This is a genomic window from Micromonospora maris AB-18-032 (assembly GCF_000204155.1).
Taxonomy (GTDB): Bacteria; Actinomycetota; Actinomycetes; order Mycobacteriales; family Micromonosporaceae; genus Micromonospora; species Micromonospora gifhornensis.
The window spans coordinates 3,000,511-3,027,384 of sequence record NC_015434.1; the positions used below are offsets into that span (position 1 = coordinate 3,000,511).

Below are 26,874 nucleotides of genomic sequence, written 5' to 3' on the forward strand. Positions count from 1 at the left end.
GCATGACGCCCCTGGTCTAGGCTCCAATCCGAACGAGCCGGAATAGGGCTCTAAATCTTCAGGGGGTGTGATGGGTCTGCCGGACGACTACCGGGCGATGGCCCGGATCCGCCGGTTCGAGGAGCGGCTGACCGCCCTCAAGGACGCCGGCGAGATCCCGGGCTCGATCCACCTGTGCAACGGGCAGGAAGCCATCCCGGTCGGCGCCGCGCGCACACTGCGCGACGGTGACTACGTGACGGCGACCTACCGGGGGCACGGCTGGGCGCTGGCCCGCGGCGTGGACATGACCGGGCTGTTCGCCGAGATGATGGGCCGCGACTCGGCCGTCAACGGCGGTCGGGCCGCCTCGCCGTACCTGTCCGACCCGGGCCGCTGGTTCGTGGGGGAGAACTCGATCGTCGGCGCCGGGGTGCCGATCGCCACCGGCGCCGCGCTCACCGCGCAGCGCACCGGCAGCGGTGCGGTCTCGGTGGTCAGCATCGGTGACGGCGCGATGAACCAGGGCAACGTGCACGAGGCGCTCAACATGGCCGCCGTGCTCGACCTGCCGCTGGTCCTGGTGGTGGAGAACAACGTCTACTCGGAGATGTCCCGCATCGAGGACATGGTCCGCGTCCGTCAACTCGCCGAGCGGGCCGCCGGGTACGGGATCCCCGGCCGGGTCGTCGACGGCAACGACCCCGACGCGGTCGCCGACGCGGTCGGCGAGGCGGTCACCCGCGCCCGGGAAGGCTCGGGTCCGTCCATCGTGGAGGCGATGACCGAACGCCTCGTCGGCCACTACAGCGGCGACGTGCAGCACTACCGGCCGGCCGGTGAGGTGGCAGCCGCCCGCGAACGCGAGCCGCTGGCCCGCATCCGTGCCGCCGCCGACGCCGACCTGGCCGCCCGCCTCGACGTCATCGACGCCGAGGTGGCCGCCGAGGTCGAGGCCGCCATCGCCGCCGCCCGCGCCGTGCCGTACCCGGACCCGGCGACCGTCAAGGAGTACGTCTATGTCTGAGTCGTTGCGGTACATCCAGGCCGTCAACGCCGCGCTCACCTGGGCGCTGGACAGCCGGTCCGACACCGTCTACTTCGGTGAGGACGTCGCCCTGCCCGGTGGCCCGTTCGGCGCCACCAAGGGCCTGCACAAGCGGTTCGGCTCCGAGCGGATCTTCGACACCCCGATCTCGGAGACCGGCTTCCTCGGCATGGCGCTCGGCGCGGCCATGACCGGCCTGCGGCCGATCGCCGAGATCATGTACGCCGACTTCAGCTTCGTGGCGATGGACCAGATCGTCAACCAGATCGCCAACATCCGCTACTCCAGCGCCGGCCGGTGGAAGGCGCCGTTGGTGATCCGGATGCAGCAGGGGTACTCGCCGGGCGCGTGCGCCCAGCACTCGCAGTCGATCGAGGCGTACCTCGCGCACACCCCGGGTCTGCGGGTGGCGTTGCCGTCCACGCCGGACGACGCGTACCAGATGTTGCGGACCGCCGTGGTCAGCGACGACCCGGTGGTGGTCGCGGAGGCCCGGATGCTCTACCCGACCCGCGGTCCGGTCCGCACCGACGCGCCGGTCGAGCCGATCGGCGGGGCTCGGGTGGTCCGCGACGGCCGGGACGCCACAGTGGTGGCCTGGTCCCGGATGGTTCCGGCGGCACTGGCCGCCGCCGACGAACTCGCCGCCGAGGGCATCGAGACCGAGGTGATCGACCTGCGCTGGCTCAACCCGCTGGACTTCGAGACCGTCGGTGCCTCGATCTCCCGCACCGGCCGGCTGGTCGTCGCCCACGAGGCGAACCTGACCGGCGGGTTCGGCGCGGAGATCGCCGCACGGGCCGCGTCGGAGTGCTTCACCGACCTGCGCGCCCCGGTCGCCCGGGTGGCCGCGCCGGACGTGCCGATGCCCGCCGCACCGGCGCTGCAGAAGGCAGTCGTGCCCGAGGCGGCGCACGTGGTCGAGGCGGTCCGGCGGACGGTCAACCGGTGACCGGCGTCGCCCCGGCGGCCGGCCTGCTCACCGGCCGTCGGGTGGTCGTCGTCGGCGGTGCCTCCGGCATCGGGCTGGCCACCGTGCGGGCCGCTGCCGCGGCCGGCGCGGCCGTCGCCGTGCTCGACGCCGACGCCACCGGCGCGGCCGACGCCGCCGAGCAGGCCCAGGCCGCCGGGGCGACCGCCTGCGCCCATCCGGTCGACGTGACCGCCGAGGCGCAGGTGTCCGCGGCCCTCGACGCGGTCGCCGCCGAGCTGGGCGGAATCGACGCGGTGCTGCACGTCGCGGGCGTCATGCGAGGTCAGGGCACGGAGCTGGCCGACCTGCCGCTGGAGCTGTGGCAGCAGGTCATCGCGGTCAACCTCACCGGGCCGTTCCTCGTCGCCAAGCACGCCGTACGGCACCTCGGCGGCGGTGACGGGGTGCTGGTGCTGGTCGGCTCCAAGGCCGGCGTGTTGACCGGATCCGGATCGGTACCCTACGGCGCGAGTAAGGGAGGACTGCACGGCCTGGCCCTGACGCTGGCCCGGCACCTCGGTCCACAGGGGATCCGGGTGCACACCCTGTGCCCCGGCGACATCGACACCCCGCTGATGCGGCGGTCGCTGGACGAGGCGCGGGCCAACGGCGTCAACGGTGCCCAGGTCGCCCGGATCGAGGCGGCCCTGGGCCGCCCCGAGGACGTGGCGTCGGTGCTGGTGCTGCTGGCCTCACCGGCCAGCGCCGGCATCGCCGGCACCGTCTACACCGGCTGAGCAGCCCGACCGGCAGACAGGGCGACGACGTGGAGGCGGCAGCGTGATCGGGATCATCGGCCCGGAGGACTCGATCCGGCTCGTGCAGGAGGTGGCAGCCGGGGAAGGTCGCGCGGAGGAGGTGAGCGTCCGCACGTACACCGACCCGGAGCAGGCCCCCGAGCTGGCTCGCGAGCTGGACGACGTGTGCCAGGTGCTGCTGTTCACCGGGCGCATCCCGTACAGCTTCGCCGCCGCGGCCGGTGGGCTGCGCGCCGAGATCGACTACATCCGGCACGCCGGGATCGACCTGTACCGCACCCTGTCCCGGATGCTGCTGGCCGGTGCCGGCCAGCTGCCCCGGGTCAGTGTGGACACCATCGAGGCGGACACCGTCCGGGAGACGTACCACGACATCGAGCTGGCCCCGCCCACCGAGATCCTGCCCATCGCCGACTCGTCCGGCCTGCTGCTGTCGTCGCTGGCCGAGGTCACCGCCTACCACCGCGAGCGGTACGAATCCGGAGCGGTCGAGGCGTGCCTGACCTGCCTCGGCGCGGTGCACCGGGAGCTGCGCGAACGCGGGGTGCCGGTGTGGCGTGTCGAGCACACCCGCGCGTCGGTGCGCGACGCGCTGCGTCGGGCCTGGCTCGCCGCCGAGGTACGCCAGTCCCGGGCCACCCAGATCGCGGTGATGATGATCGAGGTGGCCGAGTCGGCCACCCGACCCCAGGACCCGTACCAGGCCGAACGGCAGCGCCTGCGGTTGCGCGAGGCGTTGCTGGAGCACGCCGAGCGGATGCGCGGACGACTCAACACCATCGACGACCGCACCCTGGTCATCACCACCACCCGGGGCACCGTGGAGAGCGCCATCGCCCGGCACCGGGCCGGACACGCCTCCCTGCTCACCCTGCGCGGGGTGGACGGGGAACACACCGTCGGCTTCGGCGCCGGCACCACCATCGCCGCCGCCGAGGCCAACGCCCGCCAGGCCCTCGCCCTCGGCCGGGGCGGTGGCGACACGCACGTGGTCTTCCCGGACGGCGAGATCTACTCCACCCGGGGCAGCGCGGTCAAGCAGCGGCTGCGCGAGACCGCCCCCGGCGTGCTGCGTGTCTCCGAGCAACTGCGCCTCGGGCCGCTGTCCACCCGGCGGCTGCTGGAGGCGCTGCACCAGATGGACCCGAATCAGGTGACCGCCCGAGGACTGGCCGACGCGTACGGGGTGGAGGCCCGATCGGCGCGCCGGCTGCTCAAGGCGCTGCGCGCGGCCGGGTTCGCCGAGGAGGTCGGGGTGCACGTCAGCACCGGCGCGGGCCGGCCGCAGACCGTCTACCGGGTGGCCCTGCAACGTCTCGTCGGGGCGATCGGGGCGGACGCGTGAGATTCGAACAGACCTGGCTGGTCACCGCCACCTTCACCGCCGACGCCGCCGTGCGCCGCGAGCCGCACCGGCCGGCCCACCTGGCGTACGTGCGGCACCTGCTGGCCGACGGCACCGCCCTGATCGCCGGCGCCCACGCCGACCTGCGCGCCTCCGTGCTCGTGCTGCGGGCGGCCGACGCGGCGGCGGCCCGCGCCCTCGTCGAACACGATCCCTACTGGCGCAACGGGGTGTGGACGGCCATCGACGTCGTCGACTACCTCGCCGCCACCCCTTGAATCCCTCGGGAGGTCATGATGTCGTACCGTCCGTTCTCCGGCGTCCAGGTGCTCGGCGCCGAACACGCGCCGTTCGCGGCCACGCTGCTGGTCGAGGCGTTGGGGCAGGGCACGGAGCCGGTACGGCTCACGCCCGACCCGGCGTTGCCGGAGGGGGGCTTCCGGATCGAGGTGCCGGCCACCGGGGAGATCCGCATCGTCGGTGACCCGTTCGCCGGGCTGATCTACGGCGTGCGGGACCTGCTGGCCCGGGCCACCCCGGCCGGGCTGCCCGTCGGGACCTACGACAGCGCCCCCGGGCTGCCGCTGCGCACCCTCTGGACCTGGGACCACTCCACCAACTGGGACCTGCGTCAACTGGGCCTGCAGGAGATCGGCGCGCTGAACCCGTACGCCAAGGGTGCCGACGCCTTCGGGGCCGACTACCGGCGGCTGGTGGACTTCTGCAGCGCCGAACGCATCGGCGGGATCGTGGTGTACGGGCTGCTGCGCGACGCCCACGGCGGCGTCGACGCGGCCCGCGACCTGTGCGAGTACGCCAACGCCCGAGGTGTGCGGATCATCGCCGGGGTGGGCATCAACGCCTACGGCGGCGTCTACTTCGACGGCCGACACCGGTACAACCTCGCCACCTGGCTGCGTCAGCGCCCCGACCTGGCGGCCGAGCTGCCGAAGAAGGTCGGCTTCGACATCGACGAGTTCGGCGACCTGCACTTCCCGGCCAGCGAGTACATGATGGCCGCCTGCCCGTCGCAGCCGGAGAACCTGGCCTGGAACCGCGACGCCATCGACTGGCTGCTGGACACCCTGCCGGTCGGCGGGATCAACTTCGAGACCGGCGACTACGGCAGCTGTGCCTGCGCGCGCTGCACCGCGCACACCGGTGGCGAGCGCACCTCCTGGTCGTACGAGGCGATGCGGTCGGTGTACCCGACCCTGCTGGACACCGCCCGGCGTACCGGCCCGGCCGGGGTGCCGCTGCGGCACCTGGTCGAGGTGTACTGGGACAACATCTTCGACCTGGACGCGCAGCGCCCGCTGGCCGACCTGCCCGACGACGTGGCCTACCAGTACTGCATCAACCGGGGCTTCTGGTACGACAACCGGGAGCGGCTGACCGCCGAGCACGTGGCGGCGCTGCCGCACACCACGAACGTGCTGCGCACCCACGCCGGATCGCAGTGGAACCGCCAGCGCCACTCCTGGGTGCCGGAGATGTACACCGACATGGCGACCCGGACCGCCGCCGCCGGCATGCGCGGACTGACCATCTTCGCCGAGGCGTCCGCGTACCACCCGACCAACGAGGTCAGCTACCTGGCGTACGCCCGGTTCTCCTGGAACCCGGAGCTGGCCTGGGCCGACTTCTGGCGCGACGAGGTGGCCCCCCGGTTCGGCGGCTCGGCCGAGGCGGAGGCGTTCCGCGACGGCGCGGCCCTGCTGGACGACCCGGCAACCGACGCCGACGCGCTGGGCAAGGTGCGCGGCGACGCCCTGGCGATGGTTGCCGCCACCAGCGGCGAGGTGCAGCGACGCTGGTTGTGGCTGGCCGAGCGGGCGGCCCGGCACGCGCACTCCGCCGGATAGACCTCTGTCGTTTGACGTATGACGTTTTCATAGTTAACTTTCGATGGCTGGGTTGCTCGGCCGGCGCCACCACCATGCCGGCGCGGCCGGGCACGCTCGGGCGCACGCCCCGGGTGAGACCCCGATCGAAGGAGTCGGCCATGAACGTCATCGGTGAGGCCCGTCCCGCCTCTCCACCACGCCGCAGATGGCGGTCAGGACTGGCGGCGGTCGCTGCCGCCGTCCTGACCGCCGGCACCCTCGTCGCGGTGCACGCCGCCCCGGCCGCCGCGGCGACGCCTGACACCAACGCCTGGTACGTCCTGGTGAACCGCAACAGCGGCAAGGCGCTGGACCTGTACGCCTCGTCGACCGCCGACGGCGCCCGGATCAGCCAGTGGACCCGCAACAACGGCGCCAACCAGCAGTGGCAGTTCGTGGACTCCGGCGGCGGCTACTACCGGATCAAGTCCCGGCATTCCGGCAAGGTTCTCGACGTCTACAGCTTCTCGACCGCCGACGGTGCGGCGATCGTGCAATGGTCGGACCACAACGGGACCAACCAGCAGTTCCGGTTGGCCGACTCCGACGGCGGTCACGTCCGGCTGATCAGCCGGCACAGCAACAAGGTCGTGGAGGTGCAGGGCGCGTCCACCGCCGACGGCGGCAACATCGTGCAGTACGCCGACTGGAACGGCGCCAACCAGCAGTGGCAACTCGTCCGCGTCGACGGCGGGGGCACCACCCCGCCACCCCCCACCGGCGGCACGGGCTGCGGCAAGGCGCCCACCCTGAACAGCGGCACGCACACGATCTCCAGCGGCGGCAAGAGCCGGTCGTTCATCCTGCGGGTGCCCGCCAACTACAACCAGAACAACCCCTACCGGTTGATCTTCGGCTTCCACTGGCGGGGCGGCACCATGCAGGACGTCTCCTCCGGCGGCACCAGCGGCGCCGCCTGGTCCTACTACGGCCAGCAGGAACAGTCGAACAACTCGGCCATCCTGGTCGCCCCGCAGGGGCTCGGCAACGGCTGGGGCAATGCCGGTGGTGAGGACGTCGTCTTCGTCGACGACATGATCAGGCACATCGAGAGCGCCCTCTGCGTCAACCCGCGGCAGCGCTTCGCGCTCGGTTTCAGCTGGGGTGGCGGCATGAGCTACGCCCTCGCCTGTGCCCGGGCCGACGTGTTCCGGGCCGTCGCGGTGATCGCCGGTGCGCAGATCAGCGGCTGTTCCGGTGGTTCGCAGCCGATCGCGTACTTCGGGCTGCACGGCATCTCGGACAACGTGCTCAGCATCGGCCAGGGGCGGTCGCTGCGCGACACGTTCGTCCGCAACAACGGATGCACCGCGCAGAACCCGCCGGAGCCGGGAGCGGGCAGCCGTACCCACATCACCACCGCGTACTCCGGTTGCCGGGCGGGTTACCCGGTGCAGTGGGCTGCCTTCGACAACGGGCACATGCCCGGGCCGGTGGACGGCACGTACGCCGAGAGCGGCGTCACCACCTGGACCAAGGGTGAGATCTGGCGGTTCTTCGCCCAGTTCTCCTGACCTGCGCCGGCCGGCCGCCGTTGCCAGCGGGGCCCGGCCGTCGATCAGCGCTGGAGTCGGGGCACCTTGCCGGAGCCCTTGCGGCGGACCAGCCACGCCTCGGTGATGTGGGTGAACATCGCCTCGGCGGCACCGTCGGGATCCCGGGCGGCGATCCGTTCGTAGATGCGGCGATGCCCGCGGTTGGACGCCACGCACAGCGAACGCTGGGTCCGACCCATGTAGCGCGCGGTGTTGACGACCTGGCTCTCCAACGACCGGACGACGCCACGGGCGATGCGATTGCCCGAGGCCTGCATGATCACGTCGTGGAAGGCCCGGTCGTGGTCGTGGTAGGCGACCTGGTCGTCGACGAGCTCGTCCATCCGGTCCACCAGGGCGCGGAGTCGGTCGAGGGTCTCCTGGCCGGCCAGCCGGGCGGCGACGTGGGCCATGTCCGATTCCAGCAGCCGCCGGGTGACCACGAGGTCGTCGAGGATGGCGAGGCTGTCGTCCTCGGCGATGGTGGCCGCCAGGACCAGTTCGTCGAGCATGTCCCACATCGACTGCGGGGTGACCATCGTGCCGGCACCCTGGCGGACCTGCACCAGGCCTTTCTCCTGGAGCACCTTGACCGCCTCCCGCACCACGGTGCGGCTCACCGAGAAGGTCTCGCAGAGGACCGGTTCCGGTGGCAGGGCCGTGCCCGAGGGGTGCACCCCACGGACGATTCGCTGCACCAGCTCGGCGGTGACCGCCCTGGCGAGGTTTGTGGGTCGCCGGACCCAGGCCGGGGTCACGAGGCCTTCGAGGGTCGTCTCCGGTGGCGTCATGTCCCCTCCGATTTGCTTTGCCGTGGCACGACGTCCAAGAGATCAGTGTACGTCCCGCCTGTTGACCATCAGACGTCATACGAGTTACGTTCCATCGATCGATTGTCGGCGTGGCGGCCGGGCCGTCAGCCAACCCCGTTCAGAGGTGAACAACGATGAAACAGCGCGCGTTATGGTCAGCCGCCCTTGTTGTCGGACTGGTGACGATGGCGGGCTGCGGAAGTGCCACCGGATCGGGCAACTCCTCCGGCGGCTCCGCAGACAAGCTGGTGGTGTGGGACTGGAAGTCGGGCGAGGCTTCCGCCGCACAGTACCTCGACAAGGCGAAGGCCGACTTTGCCAAGAAGCACCCCGACGTGACGGTCGAGTTCGTCGCGCAGCCGTTCGACCAGTACTACACCCTGCTCGGCGCCGCGATCCAGGCCGGCAAGGGCCCGGACGTCATGCTCTTCAACGGCGGCGGCCAGATCCGCGACCGGGTGGACGCCCTGGTGCCGCTGGACGAGTACGTGGCCGAGGACAAGCAGCGACTCGCCGGCTGGGACGCCTTCACCTCCGACGGCAAGACCTATGCCGGCCCGGTGACGTTGCAGGGCCACCCCATCTACTACAACAAGGCGCTCTACGCCAAGGCCGGGCTCGACCCGGCGACGCCGGCCACCACCTGGAGCAAGTTCCTCGCCGACTGCACCGCCATCGCCCGGGCCGGCGCCAAGTGCTTCGCCCTGGGCAACAAGGAAGGCGTGGGCATCCAGTTCTGGCTCTCCGCCCTGGGCTCGGGCATCCTCACCGCCGGGGAGTACGACGACTGGATCGCCGGCAAGCGTGACTGGAACTCGCCGAACGTCAAGCGGGTCTTCGCGCTCTGGAAGGAGGCCGGCGCGGCGGGCCTCAACAACGACGGCGCCAACTCGACCGCCATGTTCAACGACTCCTTCGCCATCTTCCAGTCCGGCAAGGCGGCCCACATCATCGGACTGATGTCCGACGTGGGGCACTGGAAGGACTTCAACGAGTTCCTCACCCCCGAGAACCTCGGCGTGATGAGCGCACCGGTGGTCACCGAGGGCACCACGCCCAGCCTGGCCTACGACGGCGGCATCGGGTACGCGGTCGCGAAGTGGACGAAGGACCCCAAGGTCGCCGCCGACCTGGTGCGCTCCCTGACCTCGACCGACGCGCTCAAGGCGTTCTACGCCGACGCGGGCGCGGTCGCGGCCGACACCACCATCGACGTCTCCCAGGGCGGCGCGGCCGTCGCCGGCATCGTCGCCGAGCTCAAGGGCGGCAAGCCGGCCCTGCACGTGGCGCTCTCCTCCAAGACGATCGACCTGATGGGGCGGCTCTCCCAGCAGCTGCTCAGCGGCTCGATCACCGTCGACGAGGTGGTGAAGCAGTTGGCCGCTTCCGACCAGGCGGGCTGAGCGCGTGCCGATCGGAAACACGCAGCCGTCGGTCCGTCCGGCTCTGTCCGGTCGGACCGACGGTCCCGCGGGTGACACCTCCGCCCGCCGCCCTGCGCGCCGCGCCGGCAGCGGCGGCGGCCTGCGGGCCGAGCGCCTCGCCCCCTACATCCTGGTCGCACCGGCAGTACTGATCATCGTGCTGCTGCGGCTCTATCCGCTGCTGCTCGGAGTCAACTTCTCCTTCACCGGGGACGGGGCACGCAACGGAACGGCGGTGGGCATCGACAACTACCGCGAGCTGTTGACGGACCCGCTGTTCCGTACCGCGCTGGGCAACGTCGGGTGGCTGGTGCTGCTGCTGCCGGTGGCGGTGGCGATCCCCGGGCTGCTGGCCACCTTCATCTACCTCCGGGTGCCCGGCCACCGCGTCTACCGCAGCGTCTACTTCTTCCCTGCGGTGCTCTCCCCGGTCATCGTGGGCGCGATCTTCAACCTGCTGCTCGCCTTCGACGGCCCGCTCAACGCCGTCCTGGGCGCGGTCGGCGTCCCGCCGACCGACTGGCTCGGCAACCCGGACATCGCCATGTTCGTGGTGGTCGGGGTGCACGTCTGGGCCACGTTCGGCATGTCCCTGGTGGTCTTCCTGGCCGGCTTCGCGACGCTGGACAGCGCCCTGCTGGACGCGGCCCGGGTGGACGGGGCATCGCTGCCACAGGTGATCCGGCACGTGATCATCCCAGGGCTGTCCCGGACCATCCAGTTCGTCTTCGTGACCACGATGATCGGGATGCTGACCTCGATGTTCGGCCTGCTCTACGTGATGACCAGCGGCGGCCCCGAGGGCTCGACCTACCTGCCGGAGTACTACATCTGGATCCAGCAGGGCCAGATGAACCGCCCCGCCCTCGCCTCGGCGGCCTCGACCGTGCTCTTCGTGATCATGCTCGTCGTCGGGCTGTTGCAGATCCAGCTGCTCAGGCGGGCGGGGAAGGAGAGTTGATGTCCCACCTGCGACGCGGGCGATGGCTGATCGCCCTTCCGATGTCGTTGCTCGCCCTGGCGACGATCTACCCCCTGCTGTTCACCGCCAACGTGGCGATGAAGACCCGACGCGACTACATCCTCGACCGGTTCGCCCTCACCGATGCCCTGCGCTGGGACAACATCATTACCGCGTGGACCAGCGTCGGGATGGGCCGCTACTTCATCAACTCGCTGGTCGTGGTGACCTCGTCGGTGATCCTGCTGCTGCTGCTCGGCTCGATGGCCGGTTTCGCCCTGAGCCAACTGCGCTTCCGCGGCTCGTCGGCGCTGTTCCTGGGCTGCCTCGCGGGCCTGTTCGTGCCGTTCCAGGTGATCATGGTGCCGCTGGCCCGGATCATGGCCGACACGGCGCTCATCGACACGTACCCGGGGCTGGTCCTCGTCTACGTGGCGCAGTTCCTGCCCTTCACCGTCTTTCTGATGACGAGCTACTACCGGGGCGTGCCACCGGAGATCATCGACGCGGCCCGGATCGACGGCAACAGCATCTACGGCGTGTACCGCCGGATCATGCTGCCCCTGGGCACACCGGCGCTGCTGTCCGTCGGCATCCTCAACGCGCTGTTCTGCTGGAACGACGTACTCATGTCGTTGGTGATGATGCCGTCGGCCGAACACCGCACGCTCATGGTGGGGGTGACCTCGCTGCGGGGGCAGTACTCCGACGACATCCCCACCTTCGCGTCCGGTGTGCTGATCGCCGCCATCCCCGTCCTGGTGGTCTACCTCTTCCTCCAGCGCCAGATCGCCGACGGCGTCGCCGCCGGCTCCACGAAGGGTTGACATGCGGATCACCGGATATCGGACGCTCACCACCGTGCAGGAATGGGGGCGGCCCGTCGGCGACGCCAACGGCGTCTTCGCCGACGGGGTCGTCCCGGTGCCGATCGTCGTCGTCGACACCGACGAGGGCATCCGCGGAGTGGGCATCGGCCCGTCCGTGGAGATCGAACGGATCTTCGCGGCGATCGACGGCGAGGATCCCCGCGCCGTCACCACGCTCTACGACCGGATGCTGCGGCACACCTTCAAGGCCGGGCACGCGGGCCCGGTCTTCGGCACCATCGGCGCGCTCGACACCGCCCTGTGGGACATCAAGGCGCAGGCCGCCGGTGAGCCGCTGTGGCGGCTGCTCGGCGGCCGCGACCGGCGGGTCCCGGCCTACGCCTCCGGTCTCGACATCGGCCTCACCGACGACGAACTGGTCAAGGCATACCAGGAGTACGCCCAGTACGGCCTACGGGCCGCCAAACTCAAGGGCGGCCTGGACATCGAGCGTGACCGGCACCGGCTGTGCCTGATCAGGGACGTGCTGACCGAGGCCGGTCAGGGCCGCAGGCCGGGCCTCATGCTCGACGTCAACGAGGCGTGGACCCGCAAACAGGCGGTCCGACACGTCAGCGAGATCGAACGCGTGCTGGACCTGATCTGGATCGAGGAACCCGTCCGACGCTGGGACGCCGAAGGCCTCGCCACAGTCGGCCGGGGCATCCGCGCCTCGGTCGCCACCGGCGAGAACCTCACCGGGCTCGAACAGTACCGCCCGTTGATCGCCGCCGGCGCGGTCGACATCATCCAGACGGCCGCCGTCTGGGGGGTCACGCACTTCCTGCGCGCCTCGGCCCTGGCCCACGCGCACGACCTGCCGATCAGCCCGATCGGCAACAGCCCGGTCGGGCTGCTGCACGCGGCGACCTCGGTGCCGAACCACCTGACCAGCGAGTTGCAGGATCTGCGTCCACCGGTCGGCCTCACCGTCGACCTGCACGTCGAGGACGGTGCCTTCGTCCTCGGCGACTCGCCGGGGCTCGGCATCCACGTCGACGAACGGGTGATCGCCGCCGGCCGGCGTCCGCAGGCCCACCCGGATGACAGCCCGAACGTACGGCCGGAGCAGGCCGGACGCCGCCTGCTGGCGGAGGCCGACGGGGTACCTCCCCACCGGCGGTGGCCCGTCGCGGCACCCACCCCAGCGTCCCGTGACAACCACGAGCCCGACGGACAGATCCACCGGACGGTGGCGTCATGAGGGTCCTTGCCGCTGCCGCCGACGGCGCGCCTCACCGAGTTGAATAACGCGGCTGCGGCGCTCGGCGCTGGTGGCAGTACGGGTCTTGATCGGCGCGGTTCATATCATGGGAAGTCCTTACCGAATAGTGGGATGGATGGTTAGGGTTGCGGTAGTCGATCGAGGGGACTCGTGCATGCCGGCCGCACCGAACGTCTACACCCACGGGCACCATGAGTCGGTGCTGCGCTCACACCGGTGGCGTACCGCCGAGAACTCGGCGGCGTACCTGCTGCCGCACCTCGCGCCGGGCTCGTCGGTGCTCGACGTCGGCTGCGGACCGGGCACCATCACCGTCGACCTGGCCGCCCGCGTGGCACCCGGACGAGTCACCGCCGTCGAGATCACCGACGACGCACTCCAACTCGCCCGCACGGAGGCCGACGCCCGTGGTCAGGGCAACATCGACTTCGCGGTCGCCGACGTGCACGCGCTGGACCTCTCCGACGGTACGTTCGACGTCGTCCACGCCCACCAGGTGCTTCAGCATGTCGCCGATCCGATCCAGGCCCTGCGCGAGATGCGCCGGGTCTGCCGTCCCGGTGGAATCGTCGCCGCGCGGGACAGCGACTATGCGGCGTTCACCTGGTTTCCGCGCGTGCCGGCGCTCGACGACTGGCTCGCCCTGTACCAGCAGGCCGCCCGCGCCAACGGAGGCGAACCGGACGCCGGGCGGCGTCTGCTCTCCTGGGCGCACGCCGCCGGGTTCACCGACGTCAGGGCGACGGCGAGCACCTGGTGCTTCGCCACGCCGGAGGACCGGGAATGGTGGGGCGGGATGTGGGCCGAGCGGATCCTGAATTCGGACCTGGCCCGACAGGTGCTGGCCGCAGGCGTCGCCACGGCGCAGGACCTACGCAACATCTCGGACGGCTGGCGGGAGTGGGCCGAAGCAGCGGATGCCTGGTTCGCCGTGCTGCACGGCGAGATCGTCTGCCGCGCCTGACGGAGAGAAGCGCGCTTGGCCAGGACATGCGTCGTCGACCCCAGCCGCTGGCTGTGACGCGGCCACCGACGAACCTGAACCCATCGCAACGGTGGTTGGCACCAAACTGCGTCGTTAGCCAAGCCGACTCCGAGCAGGTGCCCGCATCAGCCGCGATCCGCGGTCAGGCTGTGAGGACTGGAAGGATGGGCCGATGATTCATTCGTTCCATCTCGTACTGCTTCCACCGGCCTTGACCTTGCGCACACTGCGGCGCGGGCCTCGGGCGGCTGGGCTGCGGCATGCCGAGTGTTTCCCGCTCATGCGGCTCGGTTCCCCGGTGCTGTCGGTGGAACGGATGCAGCTGCGACGCCTGGCGATGTTCGCCGAGTGGGCCGATGAATCGGCGTTGGAACGGTTCCTCGCAGACGACGCGCTGGGGCGGCGGCTCGCCGCCGGATGGCATGTGCGATTGCAGTACCTGCGGCGTTACGGCGAGGTGGCCGCGCTCGCCGGCCTGCCGGTGCAGGCGGGCCGGTGGGATCCGGAGGAGCCGATGGTGGCCGTCACCCTCGCCCGGCTCAAGCTTCTCGAACTGCCCCGGTTCCTGAAGTGGGGGCGGCCGGTCGAACGCCTGGTCGCCAGCCACCCTGGCGCCACCTTCGCCACCGCAGCGATGCGCCCGCCGCACACCTTCTCCACCTTCACGATCTGGCGCAGCGTCCGCGAGATGACCGACATGGTCCACGGCCGTAGCGCCGTCCCACAAGCTGACACCCACGCCGTCGCCATGGTCGAACAGCATCGCCGGGACTTCCACCACGAGTCCGCGTTCATGCGATTCCGCCCGTTGTCCGAACACGGAACCTGGGAGGGGCGCCGGCTGCTTCCCTGAGCGACTCGGGTGCCAACGGTGTCGGGACCGGCGCCGTGGTGCGACGCCGGTCCCGATCGGAGGTGTCACTGGTCAGCTGTGGCCGGTCAGGCCTGGCTGAACCGCCACTGCTGGTTGGTGCCACCGTGGCAGGTCCACTGCAACAGTCGGGCTCCGTCGGTGGTGGCGGCGGAGTTGACGTCCAGGCAGAGCCCGCTCGGCACACTCTTCACCGTGTAGACCCCGGAGGTGCCGGTCGGGGTGGCGGTGAACTTCTGTTGGTTGCTGTTGTTGCAGGTGGCCTGCTGGAGGAAGGCCCCCGCTGTGGTGGAGCCGCCGATCACCTCGGCGCACTTGCCACTGTGCACCGCCTTCAGGTAGACCGCGCCATTACCGGCGTCGACGGCCTGCCACTTCTGGTTGTTGCCGCCGGTGGACGCCCACTGATGGATCTGCGCGCCGTCGGCGGTGGAGACACCGTTGACGTCCATCAGCTTGCCGCTGTGCTGCGCGGTAAGCGTCCAGGTCCGGCCCGCCACCCCGTCACCGGGAGGAGGGGTGACCGGGCCGCCGGTGCCGACCCCGGGGCCACCGAAGGTGTGCGAGTCGAGGTCGAACCAGTTGTTGCCGCTGCCCTTGAACACCAGATACAGGGTGTGGGTCCCGGCCAGGGCGGTGACGTTCACCGGCGGCGTGGACTGGTAGTTGTCCCAGCCGCCGGTGGCGGGCACCGGCGTGGTGGCCAGCAGCGTGCCGGTGGGTGAGCCGGCCCGCAGTTCGATCGTGCCGCCGCCCGACGGCGACGACAGCCGGTAGCTGACCGTGTTGATCCCCGACAGGCTCATCGGGGTGAACGCCACCCAGTCGTTGTTGGAGATGTCCCCGATGCGCTTGCCGCTCTGCGCGCCGGCCTGCTCGACGACCCGGGTGCCGGACTGGCTGCTGTAGTACTCGGCCTGCTTGTGCTTGGGTTGGAGGATCACCTGCGCGTGACCGGTGAGCGGCGCCGCGCCACCCGCCCCGCCGTTGTCGGTGTAGCGGGCGTTGAGCACGTAGAACAGGTTGGCGCCGTCGGGGTGCCCGCCGAGCAGGTCGGTCGGGATCGTGCCCGAGCAGCCGGGATAGTCGGTGGTCTCGTGGGCGTGGTCGTCGTGCCCGAGCGCGGGATTGAGGAACACCTTGGAGCAGTCGATCGCCGCGCCACCCGGGTCGGAGACGGAGATCTGGTACGAGACCCGGTCGCCGAAGGTAAGCATGCCTCCGTTGGCCGGGGTGGTGATGGTGACCACCGGGGCGGTGTTGCCGACGGTGATCTGGACGTTGGCGAAGCCGCTCTTGCCCGAACTGTCGGTCACCTTCAACTGGGCCGTGTAGTTGCCGTTGCTGGTGTAGACCTTGGACGGGTTGGCCGCCGTCGAGGTGGTGCCGTCACCGAAGGTCCACTGGTAGCTGAGCGTGTCGCCCGGATCGGGGTCCATCGACCCGGCACTGGAGAACTGCACGGTCAGCGGGGCGTTGCCGCTGGTCGGCGTCCCGCTCGCCTTCGCGATCGGGGTACGTCCGCCCTGGATGTAGTCGATCCGGTAGAGACCCGAGTCGCTGTTGCCGCCGCCGAAGTTGGTGCCCCACTCCAGCAGATACAGCGAACCGTCCGGGCCGAACTCCATGTCCATCGGCTTGTTGAACCGGGTGGTCGGCAGGAACGGGTTGGTGCGGGTGACCGCCGTGGCGGAGTCGAAGTGCACCTCCTTGATGTAGTTGCGGGACCACTCGTAGAAGAAGTGCACGCCGTCGTAGTAGGGCGGGAACTTGGTCGCCGACGGGTTCGCCGCGTTGTACCGGTAGACCGGTCCACCCATCGGGGCGGAGCCGCCGGAGCCCAGTTCGGGGAAGGTCTGCGAGGTGCCGTAGCCGTACCAGATGTTGGGCGCGACCACCGGCCGCAGGCTGGTCAGGCCGGTGTTGTTGGGCGAGTTGTTCACCGGCGCCGCGCAGTTGAACTTGGCGCCCACCGCACCGGTGTCCGGGTTGTACGGCGCGTACGGCTGGTTGTCGCCGTGGCAGAACGGCCAGCCGTAGTTCCCCGGTGCCTTGATCACATTGAGTTCGACGAGACCTTCGGGGCCGCGGTTGGTCGTCGGGGGATTGCGGTCGGGCCCGTAGTCGGCCAGGTAGACCCAGCCGTTGGCCGGATCGATGGAGAAGCGGAAGGGGTTGCGGAAACCCATCGCGTAGATCTCCGGGCGGGTCTGCGCGGTGCCCTGCGGGTAGAGGTTGCCCGACGGGATGGTGTAGCCGCCGCCGGCCGAGGGCCGGATCCGCAGCAGCTTGCCACGCAGGTCGTTGGTGTTGCCGGCGGTACGGGCGGCGTCGAGCATGTGCTTGCCCGACCGCCAGTCCAGCGGGGCGTAGCCCTGCCAGTTGGGGTCGAGGTTCGGTGCCACGTCGTCGCCGGTGCCGATGTAGAGGTTGCCGTCCGGACCGAAGTCGATGTACCCGCCGGTGTGGCCGGGCTCCGGGTAGGTCCGGTCCCGGTACGCCGGGATGTCGATGATGGTGACACCGCTGGACATGTTGAGCGTGTCACCGGTCAACGTGTAGCGGGACACCCGGTTGACGTCCGTGCTGCTGCTCGCCGGTGAGTGGTACAGGTAGACGTACCCGTTGCTGGCGAAGTTCGGGTCCAGGGCCAGCCCGGTGAGTCCGTCCTCGCCACCGGTGTAGACGCTCAGCGTGCCGGCGGTGACGGTGCTGTTCGTACTCGGCTTGAAGATCTTGACCTGGCCGCCGCGTTGCACGTAGAGCACCCGGCCGTCGGGTGCCACCGCCAGCGCCATCGGGTCGACGGTGTTGTCGTCGAGGGTGCGCTTCTCGAAGTTGCCCCAGACGGTGCCACCGCAGTCGCCGGGCTGGTTGCCGGCGGCCCACTTGACGCCACCGAGGACGTGGTTGCGGAAGTGGGTCTCGCTGTAGGACGCGATGGCGTGACCCATGGCCGTGGCCCAGACCCGACCGCCGCCGACGCTGCGGCACCAGGAGATCGGGTGATCCGGGCCCATCGCCCGGGAACCGGGGTTGTACGTCCGTTCGTCGGCGGTCACCAGCACGTGCACGTCGCCGCGGGGGTTCTTGTCGAAGTTGTACCACTCCTCGCTGCGGTTCCAGCGATCCGGCAGGCTGGCTGTGGACGGGTGCTTCCTGTCGGCCACGATCGCGGTGCCGGGCAGCACGCCGGGGGAGTGCTCGGGCATGTGCGCGCCGGCGTTGATGGTCTGGTCCCACCACGGGTATTCGCCCTCGATGCCCATGTCGGTGGCGTTGTGGATGGCGACGATTCCCTTGCCCGAGGCGAGGTAGCCCTCCACCGCCTGGCGTTGGGCGGCCGAGGTCCAGACCATGCCGGAGGTCTGGAACATGATGAGGACGTCGAAGGTGGCCAGGTTGGCCGGGGTGAAGACGCTCGAGTCCTCACTGTGCACGAGCTCGAAGTTGTCGGCTGCCGCCTGCTGCTGGAACATCGACACCCCGGCGGGGATCGAGTCGTGCCGGTAGCCGGTGGTCTTGGTGAACAGCAGCGCCCGGAAGGCGGGCGCCGCCGACGCCGGGTTGACCAGCGCGAGCGCCAGTAACAGACCCAGGGTCACACCGATGATTGTTGTCTTACGACGCATTCCGTCTCCTCTGTGGCGGTGCGGTGCGGGGTGGGGCGGGGCAACTGTGGTGCGACCACGGAGCCGGTCACCGGTCCGGGCACGGCGCAGGGTGCCGTGCGGTGGGCGCGAGCCTGGTCGCGTCGTCGTGCCTGGCGTCGCCCGGTCGCACGGCCGGCGGTCACGCAGCGTCATGCCGGATCGGTTGCCGTCCCGTGGTCGGGAGGGCCGGGGCCGGAAGCTCTATATATGGGAAGTCGTTGATGTTAACGACAACATCTGGAGCGGTGTGGTGCGGTAGCGCGCGTCCTGAAGGTGCCCGTATGGACGCTCACCTGGGCGGTGAGATGATCGAAAGCCGCTGCCAGGTGGGGGATTGCGAACTCATACCCGAACATCTATCTTCATACGTGTGATGTTTCGGTTGTGTCAAGCGAAAGTTTGAGCACGACCACAGGAAGTGCCGTGCTCGGCGACGAAAACGGGCGGGTCGCCGACGCGGAAGTGCTCTGTGCGCCGCCGATGCACCTCGATTCTGACTACTATCCGTAAGGGATTTCGACGATGCCAGACGGACACTCCGGTGCCCTGCTCGCCCTGCGGGGCATCAGCAAGTCCTTCTTCGGCGTCGGTGTCCTGCACGAGGTCGACCTCGACGTCGCGGCCGGCGAGGTGCACGCGGTCGTCGGCGAGAACGGCGCCGGCAAGTCCACCATGATGAAGATCGTCTCCGGCGGGTACGCCCCGGACGCCGGCACCATCACCCTGGCCGGGCAGCCGCAGGTGTTCGGCAGCCCACGCGACGCCCAGCGGTCCGGCGTCGGCATCATCCACCAGGAGTTCAACCTGCTGCCGGAGCGCACCGTCGCCGAGAACGTCTACCTGGGCCACGAGCCGGTACGCCGCGGCCTGGTCGACCGGCGTCAGATGCTCGCCTCCACCCGACGTCTGCTGGACTCGATCGGCGAGACGGCCCTGCCCGCCGACGCGCCGGTCGGACGCCTCAGCGTCGCCCAGCAACAGGTCGTCGAGATCGTCAAGGCGCTCGCCCTCGACGCGCGACTGATCATCATGGACGAACCCACCGCCGCGCTGGCCGACCACGAGGTGGCCCTGCTCTACCGCCTGGTACGCCGCCTTCAGGAGCAGGGCATCGGCATCCTCTACGTCTCGCACCGGCTCACCGAGGTCTTCGACCTGTCCAGCCGGATCACCGTGCTCAAGGACGGCCGACGGGTGACCACCGTGCCCACCGCCGACACCACCGCCGACGAGCTGGTCCGGCACATGGTCGGGCGGGAACTGTCCCACTACTACCCGCCGCGAGCCGCCCCGCAGGACATCGGCGAGGTCCGGCTCACCGTCCGCGCGGGCGGCAACCGCAAGCTGCGCGACATCGACCTGACGTTGCGCGCGGGAGAGGTGCTCGGCGTCGGCGGCCTCCAGGGCTCCGGGCGCTCCGCCCTGGCCCGGGCCCTGTTCGGGGTGGCACCGTTCACCGCCGGCGAGGTCGTCGTCGACGGCACCCCGACCCGCCTGCGTTCCCCGCGTACCGCGATGCGGGCCGGGGTCGCCTACGTCAGCGAGGACCGCAAGGGCGAGGGGATCGTCGCCCGCCAGTCCGTACTGGACAACGCGCTGCTGGCCAGCCGCGCCGTCTTCGCCCTCCGCTCCGGCCGCGCCGCCCGCACCGTACGGGTCCGGGAACTGCTCGCCGCCGTCGAGGTCCGCAGCGCCGGTGACCAGCAGGAGATCCGGTACCTGTCCGGCGGCAACCAGCAGAAGGTGGTGCTGGCCCGCTGGCTCGCCGTGAACCCGCGGATCCTGCTCTTCGACGAACCCACCCGGGGCATCGACGTGGGTGCCAAGTCGGCGATCCACGACCTGGTGCGCCGACTCGCCCGCGACGGCGCGGCGGTACTGATGATCTCGTCGGACCTGCCCGAACTGCTCGGCATGAGCGACCGCATGATCGTCATGCGCGACGGGCGGATCGCCGGTGAACTGTCGGCCGGCGCCACCGAGGAGGACGTCGTCGCGCTCGCCGTCGGCACGGTACGGGAGACGGCCGCGTGAGCGCCCTGCCCCTGCTGCCCGCCCGCCGACCGGTGCCGGGCGTGTTCGTGGCCCTGGGCCTCACCCTCGCCATCGGCTGGCTGGTCGTCGCGATCGACGGCGGCCAACTGTTCAACCAGTCGACGACGGTGAGTCTGCTGCACGTCGCCGCCGGGCTCGGGTTCGTCGCGGTCGGCCAGACCCTGGTCATCCTCGGCGGCTCACTGGACCTCTCGGTGGCGTACGTGGTCAGCCTCAGCACCCTCGTCGCGGCCGAGACGATGAACGGCAGCGACGCGGCGCTGCTGCCCGCGATCGGCCTCGCCCTGCTCGTCAGCGCCGGCATCGGGCTGTTCAACGGGTTGCTCGTCACCACCGGTCAGATCAACCCGTTCATCGCCACCCTCGGTGTCGGGCTGCTGCTCAAGGGCTATCTCGACAGCAGGTACGACGGCCCGGCCGGCAGCACCGCCCCGGCCCTCGTGCAGACCCTCGGCTACCAGCGGGTCGGGCCCGTACCGCTGTCCTTCCTGCTGCTGCTCGCGGTCGCCGGGGCCTGCTGGTTCCTGCTGTCGCGGACCCGGTTCGGTCACCACCTGATCGCCGTCGGCGGTGACCCGGAGGTGGCCCGGCTCTCCGGTGTCCGCAACGACCGGGTACGGGTGACCGCCCACGTGCTCTGCTCCCTGTGCGCCGGGCTCGCCGGGATCTACCTCGCCAGCCGCCTCGGCTCCGGCGCTCCCCGGGTCGGCACCGAGGGCCTCTACGACCTGGAATCGATCGCCGCGGTGGTGATCGGCGGCACCGCCCTCGCCGGCGGCCGGGGCGGGGTCGTCGGCACCGTCGGCGGCGTGCTGCTGCTCGCCGGCATCGACGCCATCTTCAACCAGCTCGCGGTGGACGCCTTCGCCAAGCAGGTCGTCCGAGGCGTGATCATCATCGCCGCCGTGGCCGTCTACGCCCGTCGGGCCCTGCGGAAGGCGGACCGGTGACCGCACAGACCGTCTCGCGCCGCCTCGCACCGCTGCGGCGGGGCAACGCCGGTGGGATCCTGCCGATCCTCGCGGTGCTGGTGGTGCTCCTGGCCCTCGTCGCCGCCCGCCAACCCGACTTCCTCAGCCCGCCGTCGCTGATGTCGTTCCTCGGCCGCTCGGCGCCGATCATCCTGCTCGCCGCCGGTCAGTACTTCGTGATCGTCTCCGGGGAGTTCGACCTGTCCGTCGGCTCCCTGGTCACCGCGCAGGTGGTGGTCGCCGCCCGGCTCATCGACAGCGACCCGTCGCGGACCTGGCCGGTGGTGCTGGTGCTGCTCGCCGGAGGTGCGCTCGTCGGCCTGGTCAACGGCCTGATCACCACCCGGCTGCGGGTGCCCTCGTTCGTCACCACCCTCGGCATGTTCCTGATCCTCGTCGGCGCGGTCTACCTCTGGTCCGACGGCGCACCCAAGGGCGGCCTCACCGACCAGTTCCGCCAACTCGGTCGCCGGGCCGTCGAGGACGTACCGGTGCTCGGTCGGCTGCCGTACGCGCTGCTGGTCCTGCTGGTCCTCGCGGTGGCCGCGGTGCTGCTGATGCGCTCCGACTTCGGTCGGACCCTGGTCGCCGTCGGCGACAACCCGCGGACCGCACAGCTGAGCGGGGTGCGGGTGTGGCGGACCCGCACCATCGCCTTCGTCCTCAGTGGCCTCGCCGCGGCGGTCGCGGCGATCCTGATCGGCGGCTACGGCGGCGTCTCCTTCCAGGCCGGCGCGGGCCTGGAGTTCGGTGCCATCACCGCGGTCGTCCTCGGCGGGGTCGCCCTGGGCGGCGGCCGAGGCTCGGTCGTCGGCGCGATGCTCGGCGCGCTGACCCTCGAACTGCTCTTCGCGTTGATGAATTTCTACGGCGTCTCCGGCGCGCTCAGACCGAGCGTGCAAGGCGCCATCATCCTGCTCGCCGTGGCGGTCTCGGCCCGGCGTTTCTCATCCAGATAAAGGGGATTGCCTCATGAAACGTTGCCTGGCCGCGGTCGCCGCGGTGACCTTGTTGACGCTCGCCGGCTGCGCCACGGACACGCCGGTGGCCACCGGATCGAGCACCGAGTCCGCACCTGCCGGCGCCGGCACCGGCGAGCAGTCGAAGTTCTTCGACCAGGCCGACTACGACAACGAGTTGGCACTGCTCGACGCCACCGCCACCGGGCCGGCGGACAAGCCGTGGGAGCAGGCGCTCAACCCCACGCTTGTGGACACCACGAAGTTCAAGAAGGCCGGCCCGTACAAGATCTGTTTCTCCAACGCGGCGTTGAACAACCCGTGGCGGCAGGTCGGTTACAAGACCATGCAGGCCGAGGTGGCGGCGCAGGGCGACCGGATCAAGGAGTTCGTGCACGTCGAGGCCGAGGGCAAGGACCAGAAGCAGATCGCCGACATCAACGACCTGCTCGGCAAGGACTGCGACGCCCTGATCGTCTCGCCGAACACCACCGCCACCCTCACCCCTGCCGTGGAAGCGGCCTGCCAGACCGGTCTGCCCGTGATCGTCTTCGACCGTGGCGTCGACACCGACTGCCCGGTGACCTTCATCAACCCCATCGGCGGGTACGGCTTCGGTCATGTCGGCGCGGAGTTCGTCAGCCAGCGGATGAAGCCCGGCGGCAAGCTGCTCGCCCTGCGCATCCTGCCCGGCGTGGACGTGCTGGAGACCCGCTGGTCCGCCGCGAAGGTCGCCTTCGACAAGGCGGGCGTCGACGTCGTCGGGGTCGAGTTCACCGACGGTGACCCGGCCAAGACCAAGAAGATCGTCGACGACTACCTCCAGCGGTACGGCACCATCGACGGCGTCTGGATGGACGCCGGGGCGGTCGCGGTCGCGGCGGTCGAGGCGTTCCAGGACGCCGGCAAGCCGGTGCCCCCGATCAACGGCGAGGACCAGCTCGACTTCCTGAAGGTGTGGAAGGAGGCCGGTCTCACCGCGATCGCGCCGACCTACCCGACCTACCAGTGGCGCACCCCGATCATCGCGGCGCTGCGCATCCTCGACGGCCAGCAGGTGTCCAGCCCGTGGAAGCTGCCCCAGCCGACGATCACGCAGGACAACCTCGACAGCTACCTGGATGCGGACATGCCGCCGCTGCACTACGCGATGTGCGGCTGCACCGACCTGCCCGGATACCCCCAGCGCTGGAAGTAGGCCCGATGTACGAGATCGGCGTCAACCCGTGGGTGTGGGCCTCACCGGTCGACGACGCGGCCCTCGCCGACCTGGTGCCCCGGATCGCCCGGTTCGGCTTCGACGCGGTGGAGTTGCCGATCGAGCAGCCCGGGGACTGGGATCCGGCACGGACCCGGGACCTGCTCACGGCCCACGGCCTGACCGCCGCCGGCGTCTGCGCGGTCACCCCGCCCGGTCGGGACCTGGTCGACGCCACCCCGGAGGTGGTCGAGGCGACCCGGGCGTACCTGCGGGGCTGTGTGGACGCTGCGGTGGCCGTCGGCGCGCCGACCGTCGGCGGGCCGGTCTACGCCTCGGTGGGCCGGACCTGGCGGATGAGCGTGGCCGAGCGCGCCGCCTGCTACGCCGACTTCCGTCGGGCGCTGACGCCGGTCGCCGACTACGCCGGGGAGCGGGGTGTGGCCATCGGCGTGGAGGCGCTCAACCGCTACGAGACGAGCGTGGTCAACACCATCGAGCAGACGTTGGACCTGATCGACGGTCTGCCGCCGAACGTCGGTCTCATGATCGACACGTACCACATGAACATCGAGGAGGCCGACCCGTACGCTGCGCTCGCCGTCGCCGGCTCGCACATCAAGCACGTGCAGGTCAGCGGCACCAACCGGGGTGCTCCCGGCGCCGACCACCTGGACTGGCCCCGGTTCCTCGCCGTGCTGACCACGACCGGATACCGGGGCGCGGTCTGCATCGAGTCGTTCACCCCGGACAACGACACGATCGCCACCGCCGCCTCGATCTGGCGACCGTTGGCTCCCTCACCGGACCGGCTCGCCCTCGACGGCCTGGCCCACCTGCGCGGAATCCTCGGCTGACCTGCCAGCGACATCCCGTGCAGCCCTGAGCACGCACCCCCACCCACCACACTCCCGTCCCAGGTAAGGAGACCTCTGTGTCCGTACCTCCCTTGTCGGCCGCACCCGGACGGGTGCTGGCCGCGATCGCGGCGGTGACGCTCACCGGCGCGGTCACCGCCACCGTCGTGGCCGCCTCCGCCGCACCCGCCCTCGCGGCCACCACCACCCTGTACGCATCCCCGTCCGGTAGCGGCAGCAGTTGCAGCGCCGCCCAGCCGTGCTCGTTGACCGCCGCGCAGACCGCGGTACGGGCGCTGAACAGCTCGATGTCCGGCGACATCGTCGTGCAACTCGCCGACGGGGTGTACCGGCTGTCGTCGCCACTGCGGTTCACCGCCGCCGACTCCGGCACCAACGGCTACCGGGTGCTGTGGCAGGCGGCACCGTCGGCCCGACCCGTGATCAGTGGCGCGCGGGCGGTCACCGGCTGGTCGCTGGTCGACGCCGGCCGCAACATCTGGCGCGCCAACGTCGGCGCCGGGCTGGACAGCCGGCAACTCTATGTCGACGGTGCCGTCGCCACCCGGGCCCGTACCCAGGTCAACCGGGCCGACTTCACCGCCGACAGCACCGGCATGCGGTTCACCAGCAGCGCGTTGAGTTACCTGAACAACCTGGCCAACCAGAGCCGCATCCAGATGGAGAGCGTCAACTCCTTCACCGACCGGTACGTGTCGGTGCAGAGCATCAGCGGCAACCAGATCCGGATGCAGCAGCCGGGCTGGAGCAACAACAACTTCGGGTACGACACCTTCACCAGCCCGCACCGGCCCGGCCCGCTCTACCTGAGCAACGCCTACGAGTTCCTGGACTCGCCGGGGGAGTGGTATCTGGATCCGGGCAGCGGCGCGCTGTCCTACATCCCGCTCGCCGGGCAGAACATGAGCACCGCCCGGGTGGAGTTGCCGACGCTGCAGTCCCTGCTCCAGCTCGGCGGCACGTACGCCGCGCCCGCGCACCACGTGACGTTCTCCGGGATCACCTTCACCGGCACGAGTTGGCTGGGCGCCAGCAGCAACCAGGGCTACGTGGATCAGCAGACCGGCGCGTACATCTACGGCAACTGGAACTGGCCGGCCTTCAGTTCGTGCCACAACGGCTGCTCGCAGTTCGAGGCGACCCGACCGAACTGGCAGCAGATGCCGGCCGCCGTGCAGATCTCCGCCGCCGACAACATCACCTTCACCGACTCCGCGTTCGTCAACCTCGGTCAGACGGCCATCGGCATCGGCAACGACGCCAACGCCCACGCCAGCGGGGTCGGCCTCGGGGCCAGCAACATCACCGTCACCCGATCCGAGATCGCCCGCAACGCGGCCGGGGGCATCGTCGTCGGCGGCGTACGGGCCGACGCCCACCACCCGAGCGACCAGCGGATGGTCAACCGGGACATCACCATCAGCAACAACCGGCTGCACGACCTGGGCATCGAGTACCGGGGCATCGTCTCGGTGCTGACCACGTACGTCACCAACGCCACCATCTCGTACAACGAGGTCTACAACATGCCGTACACCGGCATGTCCATCGGCTACGGCTGGGGCTCCAACGACGCCGGCGGCAGCAACCACTACGCCGACCGGGGCCTGTACAACTACCAGCCGCGCTACACCACCGCCACCACGGCGGCCAACAACCGGCTGATCGGCAACTACGTGCACGACGTCATGCAGCAGATGAACGACGGCGGCTGCATCTACACCCTGTCGGCGAACCCGGGCGCACTGATCAGCGACAACTACTGCCTGCGGACCAACGGCCACTTCGGGCTCTACTTCGACGAGGGCTCACGCTTCTTCACCGCCCGCAACAACGTCTTCTCCTCGACCGGCACGTGGGCCACGGCCAACTACTGGTACGCCGAGAACATGGGCAACTTCACCGTCACCAACAACTGGTCGACAAACGGCAGCACCAACGTGACGAACGGCGACCGGGGCAACGTCGTCTCCGGCAACGTGACGGTGACGGGCGGCAACTGGCCCTCGGGCGCCCAGGCCGTGATGGCCGCCGCCGGACCGCAGGGCGGCGGCACCCCGCAGAGCGTGCAGATCGTCGGTGGGCAGTCCGGCCGCTGCCTGGAGATCGGTGGGTCGAGCACCACCAACGGCACCCAGGCGCAGCTCTGGGACTGCCACGGCGGCACCAACCAGCGGTGGACGTACACCGCCGGCAAGCAACTGATGGTGTACGGCAACAAGTGCCTCGACGCCTCCGGTCAGGGCACCGCCAACGGCACCCTGGCGATCATCTGGGACTGCAACGGTCAGACCAACCAGCAGTGGAACGTCAACAGCAACGGCACCATCACCGGTGTCGCGTCCGGGCTCTGTCTCGACGCCAGCGGATACGGCACCGCCAACGGCACAAAGGTCCACCTCTGGGCCTGCCACGGCGGCACCAACCAGCAGTGGTCCCTGCGCAGCTGATCCCCGCGTGGTGGGGTGGGTCGGGCCACCCCACCACGC

At 70.3% G+C, this 26,874-nt stretch carries 21 protein-coding genes; 19 read left to right on the forward strand and 2 right to left on the reverse strand.

Features of this window, described 5'->3' with window-relative positions:
- The first annotated feature begins 70 nt into the window (after positions 1-70).
- The 7 genes from VAB18032_RS31255 (at position 71) to VAB18032_RS13530 (ending at position 7,503) form a co-directional block, all read left to right on the forward strand.
- Positions 71-1,006, forward strand: a complete 936-nt coding sequence (locus VAB18032_RS31255; protein WP_013733405.1) for a thiamine pyrophosphate-dependent dehydrogenase E1 component subunit alpha — start codon at positions 71-73, stop codon at positions 1,004-1,006.
- Positions 999-1,979 (forward strand): alpha-ketoacid dehydrogenase subunit beta, encoded by a 981-nt coding sequence (locus VAB18032_RS31260; protein WP_013733406.1) that lies wholly within the window; start codon positions 999-1,001, stop codon positions 1,977-1,979. The genes VAB18032_RS31255 and VAB18032_RS31260 overlap by 8 nt, the downstream gene beginning before the upstream one ends.
- The gene (locus VAB18032_RS13510) at positions 1,976-2,737 is read left to right on the forward strand and encodes an SDR family NAD(P)-dependent oxidoreductase (RefSeq protein ID WP_013733407.1); all 762 of its coding nucleotides are present in this window, start codon (positions 1,976-1,978) and stop codon (positions 2,735-2,737) included. The genes VAB18032_RS31260 and VAB18032_RS13510 overlap by 4 nt, the downstream gene beginning before the upstream one ends.
- A 43-nt stretch (positions 2,738-2,780) precedes the next feature.
- Positions 2,781-4,103 (forward strand): helix-turn-helix domain-containing protein, encoded by a 1,323-nt coding sequence (locus VAB18032_RS31265; protein ID WP_013733408.1) that lies wholly within the window; start codon positions 2,781-2,783, stop codon positions 4,101-4,103.
- On the forward strand, positions 4,100-4,381 hold the full coding sequence (locus tag VAB18032_RS32110; protein ID WP_013733409.1) for a YciI family protein: 282 nt from the start codon (positions 4,100-4,102) through the stop codon (positions 4,379-4,381). Before VAB18032_RS31265 ends, VAB18032_RS32110 begins: the two co-directional genes overlap by 4 nt.
- Positions 4,382-4,399: 18 nt before the next feature.
- Complete coding sequence (locus tag VAB18032_RS13525) at positions 4,400-5,968, forward strand: hypothetical protein (protein WP_148272269.1); 1,569 nt, start codon at positions 4,400-4,402, stop codon at positions 5,966-5,968.
- A gap of 140 nt (positions 5,969-6,108) precedes the next feature.
- A complete protein-coding gene (locus VAB18032_RS13530; RefSeq protein WP_013733411.1) occupies positions 6,109-7,503 on the forward strand; it encodes an RICIN domain-containing protein in 1,395 nt (464 codons plus the stop codon).
- Between the two features lie 44 nt (positions 7,504-7,547).
- On the opposite strand, the gene VAB18032_RS13535 is transcribed toward VAB18032_RS13530, so the two are convergent.
- Positions 7,548-8,315: a FadR/GntR family transcriptional regulator gene (locus VAB18032_RS13535; RefSeq protein ID WP_013733412.1), complete on the reverse strand. Its 768-nt coding sequence runs from the start codon at positions 8,313-8,315 to the stop codon at positions 7,548-7,550.
- A gap of 206 nt (positions 8,316-8,521) precedes the next feature.
- Between VAB18032_RS13535 and VAB18032_RS13540 the strand changes: the two genes are divergently transcribed.
- The 6 genes from VAB18032_RS13540 to VAB18032_RS13565 all read left to right on the forward strand — a co-directional run bounded on the left by VAB18032_RS13540 (position 8,522) and on the right by VAB18032_RS13565 (position 14,653).
- Positions 8,522-9,739 carry an ABC transporter substrate-binding protein gene (locus tag VAB18032_RS13540; RefSeq protein WP_232510796.1) on the forward strand — a complete coding sequence of 406 codons (1,218 nt, stop codon included), beginning with the start codon at positions 8,522-8,524 and terminating at the stop codon, positions 9,737-9,739.
- Between the two features lie 4 nt (positions 9,740-9,743).
- Positions 9,744-10,721 (forward strand): carbohydrate ABC transporter permease, encoded by a 978-nt coding sequence (locus VAB18032_RS13545; RefSeq protein WP_013733414.1) that lies wholly within the window; start codon positions 9,744-9,746, stop codon positions 10,719-10,721.
- Entirely contained in the window at positions 10,721-11,548 is an 828-nt protein-coding gene (locus VAB18032_RS13550) for a carbohydrate ABC transporter permease (protein WP_013733415.1), read from the forward strand. The genes VAB18032_RS13545 and VAB18032_RS13550 overlap by 1 nt, the downstream gene beginning before the upstream one ends.
- Before the next feature lies 1 nt (position 11,549).
- Positions 11,550-12,794, forward strand: a complete 1,245-nt coding sequence (locus tag VAB18032_RS13555; RefSeq protein WP_013733416.1) for a mandelate racemase/muconate lactonizing enzyme family protein — start codon at positions 11,550-11,552, stop codon at positions 12,792-12,794.
- Between the two features lie 175 nt (positions 12,795-12,969).
- Positions 12,970-13,779 carry a class I SAM-dependent methyltransferase gene (locus tag VAB18032_RS13560; protein WP_013733417.1) on the forward strand — a complete coding sequence of 270 codons (810 nt, stop codon included), beginning with the start codon at positions 12,970-12,972 and terminating at the stop codon, positions 13,777-13,779.
- Between the two features lie 193 nt (positions 13,780-13,972).
- The gene (locus tag VAB18032_RS13565; RefSeq protein ID WP_043720623.1) at positions 13,973-14,653 is read left to right on the forward strand and encodes a hypothetical protein; all 681 of its coding nucleotides are present in this window, start codon (positions 13,973-13,975) and stop codon (positions 14,651-14,653) included.
- An 86-nt stretch (positions 14,654-14,739) separates the two neighbouring features.
- Here the strand turns inward: VAB18032_RS13565 and VAB18032_RS13570 are convergent, their stop codons facing one another.
- Complete coding sequence (locus tag VAB18032_RS13570) at positions 14,740-18,303, reverse strand: ThuA domain-containing protein (RefSeq protein ID WP_013733419.1); 3,564 nt, start codon at positions 18,301-18,303, stop codon at positions 14,740-14,742.
- 543 nt (positions 18,304-18,846) lie between these two features.
- Here VAB18032_RS13570 and VAB18032_RS13575 point away from each other — a divergent pair.
- From VAB18032_RS13575 to VAB18032_RS13600, 6 genes are all read left to right on the forward strand, one after another.
- Positions 18,847-20,358 carry a sugar ABC transporter ATP-binding protein gene (locus VAB18032_RS13575; RefSeq protein WP_013733420.1) on the forward strand — a complete coding sequence of 504 codons (1,512 nt, stop codon included), beginning with the start codon at positions 18,847-18,849 and terminating at the stop codon, positions 20,356-20,358.
- Complete coding sequence (locus VAB18032_RS13580) at positions 20,355-21,329, forward strand: ABC transporter permease (protein WP_013733421.1); 975 nt, start codon at positions 20,355-20,357, stop codon at positions 21,327-21,329. The genes VAB18032_RS13575 and VAB18032_RS13580 overlap by 4 nt, the downstream gene beginning before the upstream one ends.
- Positions 21,326-22,309, forward strand: coding sequence for an ABC transporter permease (locus VAB18032_RS13585; RefSeq protein WP_013733422.1), 984 nt, complete (start codon positions 21,326-21,328; stop codon positions 22,307-22,309). Before VAB18032_RS13580 ends, VAB18032_RS13585 begins: the two co-directional genes overlap by 4 nt.
- 13 nt (positions 22,310-22,322) lie before the next feature.
- Positions 22,323-23,507 (forward strand): substrate-binding domain-containing protein, encoded by a 1,185-nt coding sequence (locus VAB18032_RS13590; RefSeq protein ID WP_013733423.1) that lies wholly within the window; start codon positions 22,323-22,325, stop codon positions 23,505-23,507.
- A gap of 5 nt (positions 23,508-23,512) precedes the next feature.
- Complete coding sequence (locus VAB18032_RS13595) at positions 23,513-24,364, forward strand: sugar phosphate isomerase/epimerase family protein (protein ID WP_013733424.1); 852 nt, start codon at positions 23,513-23,515, stop codon at positions 24,362-24,364.
- Positions 24,365-24,441: 77 nt separating this feature from the next.
- Positions 24,442-26,835 carry an RICIN domain-containing protein gene (locus VAB18032_RS13600; RefSeq protein WP_013733425.1) on the forward strand — a complete coding sequence of 798 codons (2,394 nt, stop codon included), beginning with the start codon at positions 24,442-24,444 and terminating at the stop codon, positions 26,833-26,835.
- Positions 26,836-26,874: the final 39 nt, after the last annotated feature.

Excerpts from the sequence above, each read along its gene's own strand:
- VAB18032_RS13570 (WP_013733419.1), bottom strand. The coding sequence starts at position 18,303 with ATGCGTCGTAAGACAACAATCATCGGTGTGACCCTGGGTCTGTTACTG.
- VAB18032_RS13535 (WP_013733412.1), bottom strand. The coding sequence starts at position 8,315 with ATGACGCCACCGGAGACGACCCTCGAAGGCCTCGTGACCCCGGCCTGG.
- VAB18032_RS31260 (WP_013733406.1), top strand. The coding sequence starts at position 999 with ATGTCTGAGTCGTTGCGGTACATCCAGGCCGTCAACGCCGCGCTCACC.
- VAB18032_RS13590 (WP_013733423.1), top strand. The coding sequence starts at position 22,323 with ATGAAACGTTGCCTGGCCGCGGTCGCCGCGGTGACCTTGTTGACGCTC.
- VAB18032_RS31255 (WP_013733405.1), top strand. The coding sequence starts at position 71 with ATGGGTCTGCCGGACGACTACCGGGCGATGGCCCGGATCCGCCGGTTC.
- VAB18032_RS13595 (WP_013733424.1), top strand. The coding sequence starts at position 23,513 with ATGTACGAGATCGGCGTCAACCCGTGGGTGTGGGCCTCACCGGTCGAC.
- VAB18032_RS13575 (WP_013733420.1), top strand. The coding sequence starts at position 18,847 with ATGCCAGACGGACACTCCGGTGCCCTGCTCGCCCTGCGGGGCATCAGC.
- VAB18032_RS13560 (WP_013733417.1), top strand. The coding sequence starts at position 12,970 with ATGCCGGCCGCACCGAACGTCTACACCCACGGGCACCATGAGTCGGTG.
- VAB18032_RS13555 (WP_013733416.1), top strand. The coding sequence starts at position 11,550 with ATGCGGATCACCGGATATCGGACGCTCACCACCGTGCAGGAATGGGGG.
- VAB18032_RS13530 (WP_013733411.1), top strand. The coding sequence starts at position 6,109 with ATGAACGTCATCGGTGAGGCCCGTCCCGCCTCTCCACCACGCCGCAGA.
- VAB18032_RS13565 (WP_043720623.1), top strand. The coding sequence starts at position 13,973 with ATGATTCATTCGTTCCATCTCGTACTGCTTCCACCGGCCTTGACCTTG.
- VAB18032_RS13550 (WP_013733415.1), top strand. The coding sequence starts at position 10,721 with ATGTCCCACCTGCGACGCGGGCGATGGCTGATCGCCCTTCCGATGTCG.
- VAB18032_RS13540 (WP_232510796.1), top strand. The coding sequence starts at position 8,522 with ATGGCGGGCTGCGGAAGTGCCACCGGATCGGGCAACTCCTCCGGCGGC.
- VAB18032_RS13525 (WP_148272269.1), top strand. The coding sequence starts at position 4,400 with ATGTCGTACCGTCCGTTCTCCGGCGTCCAGGTGCTCGGCGCCGAACAC.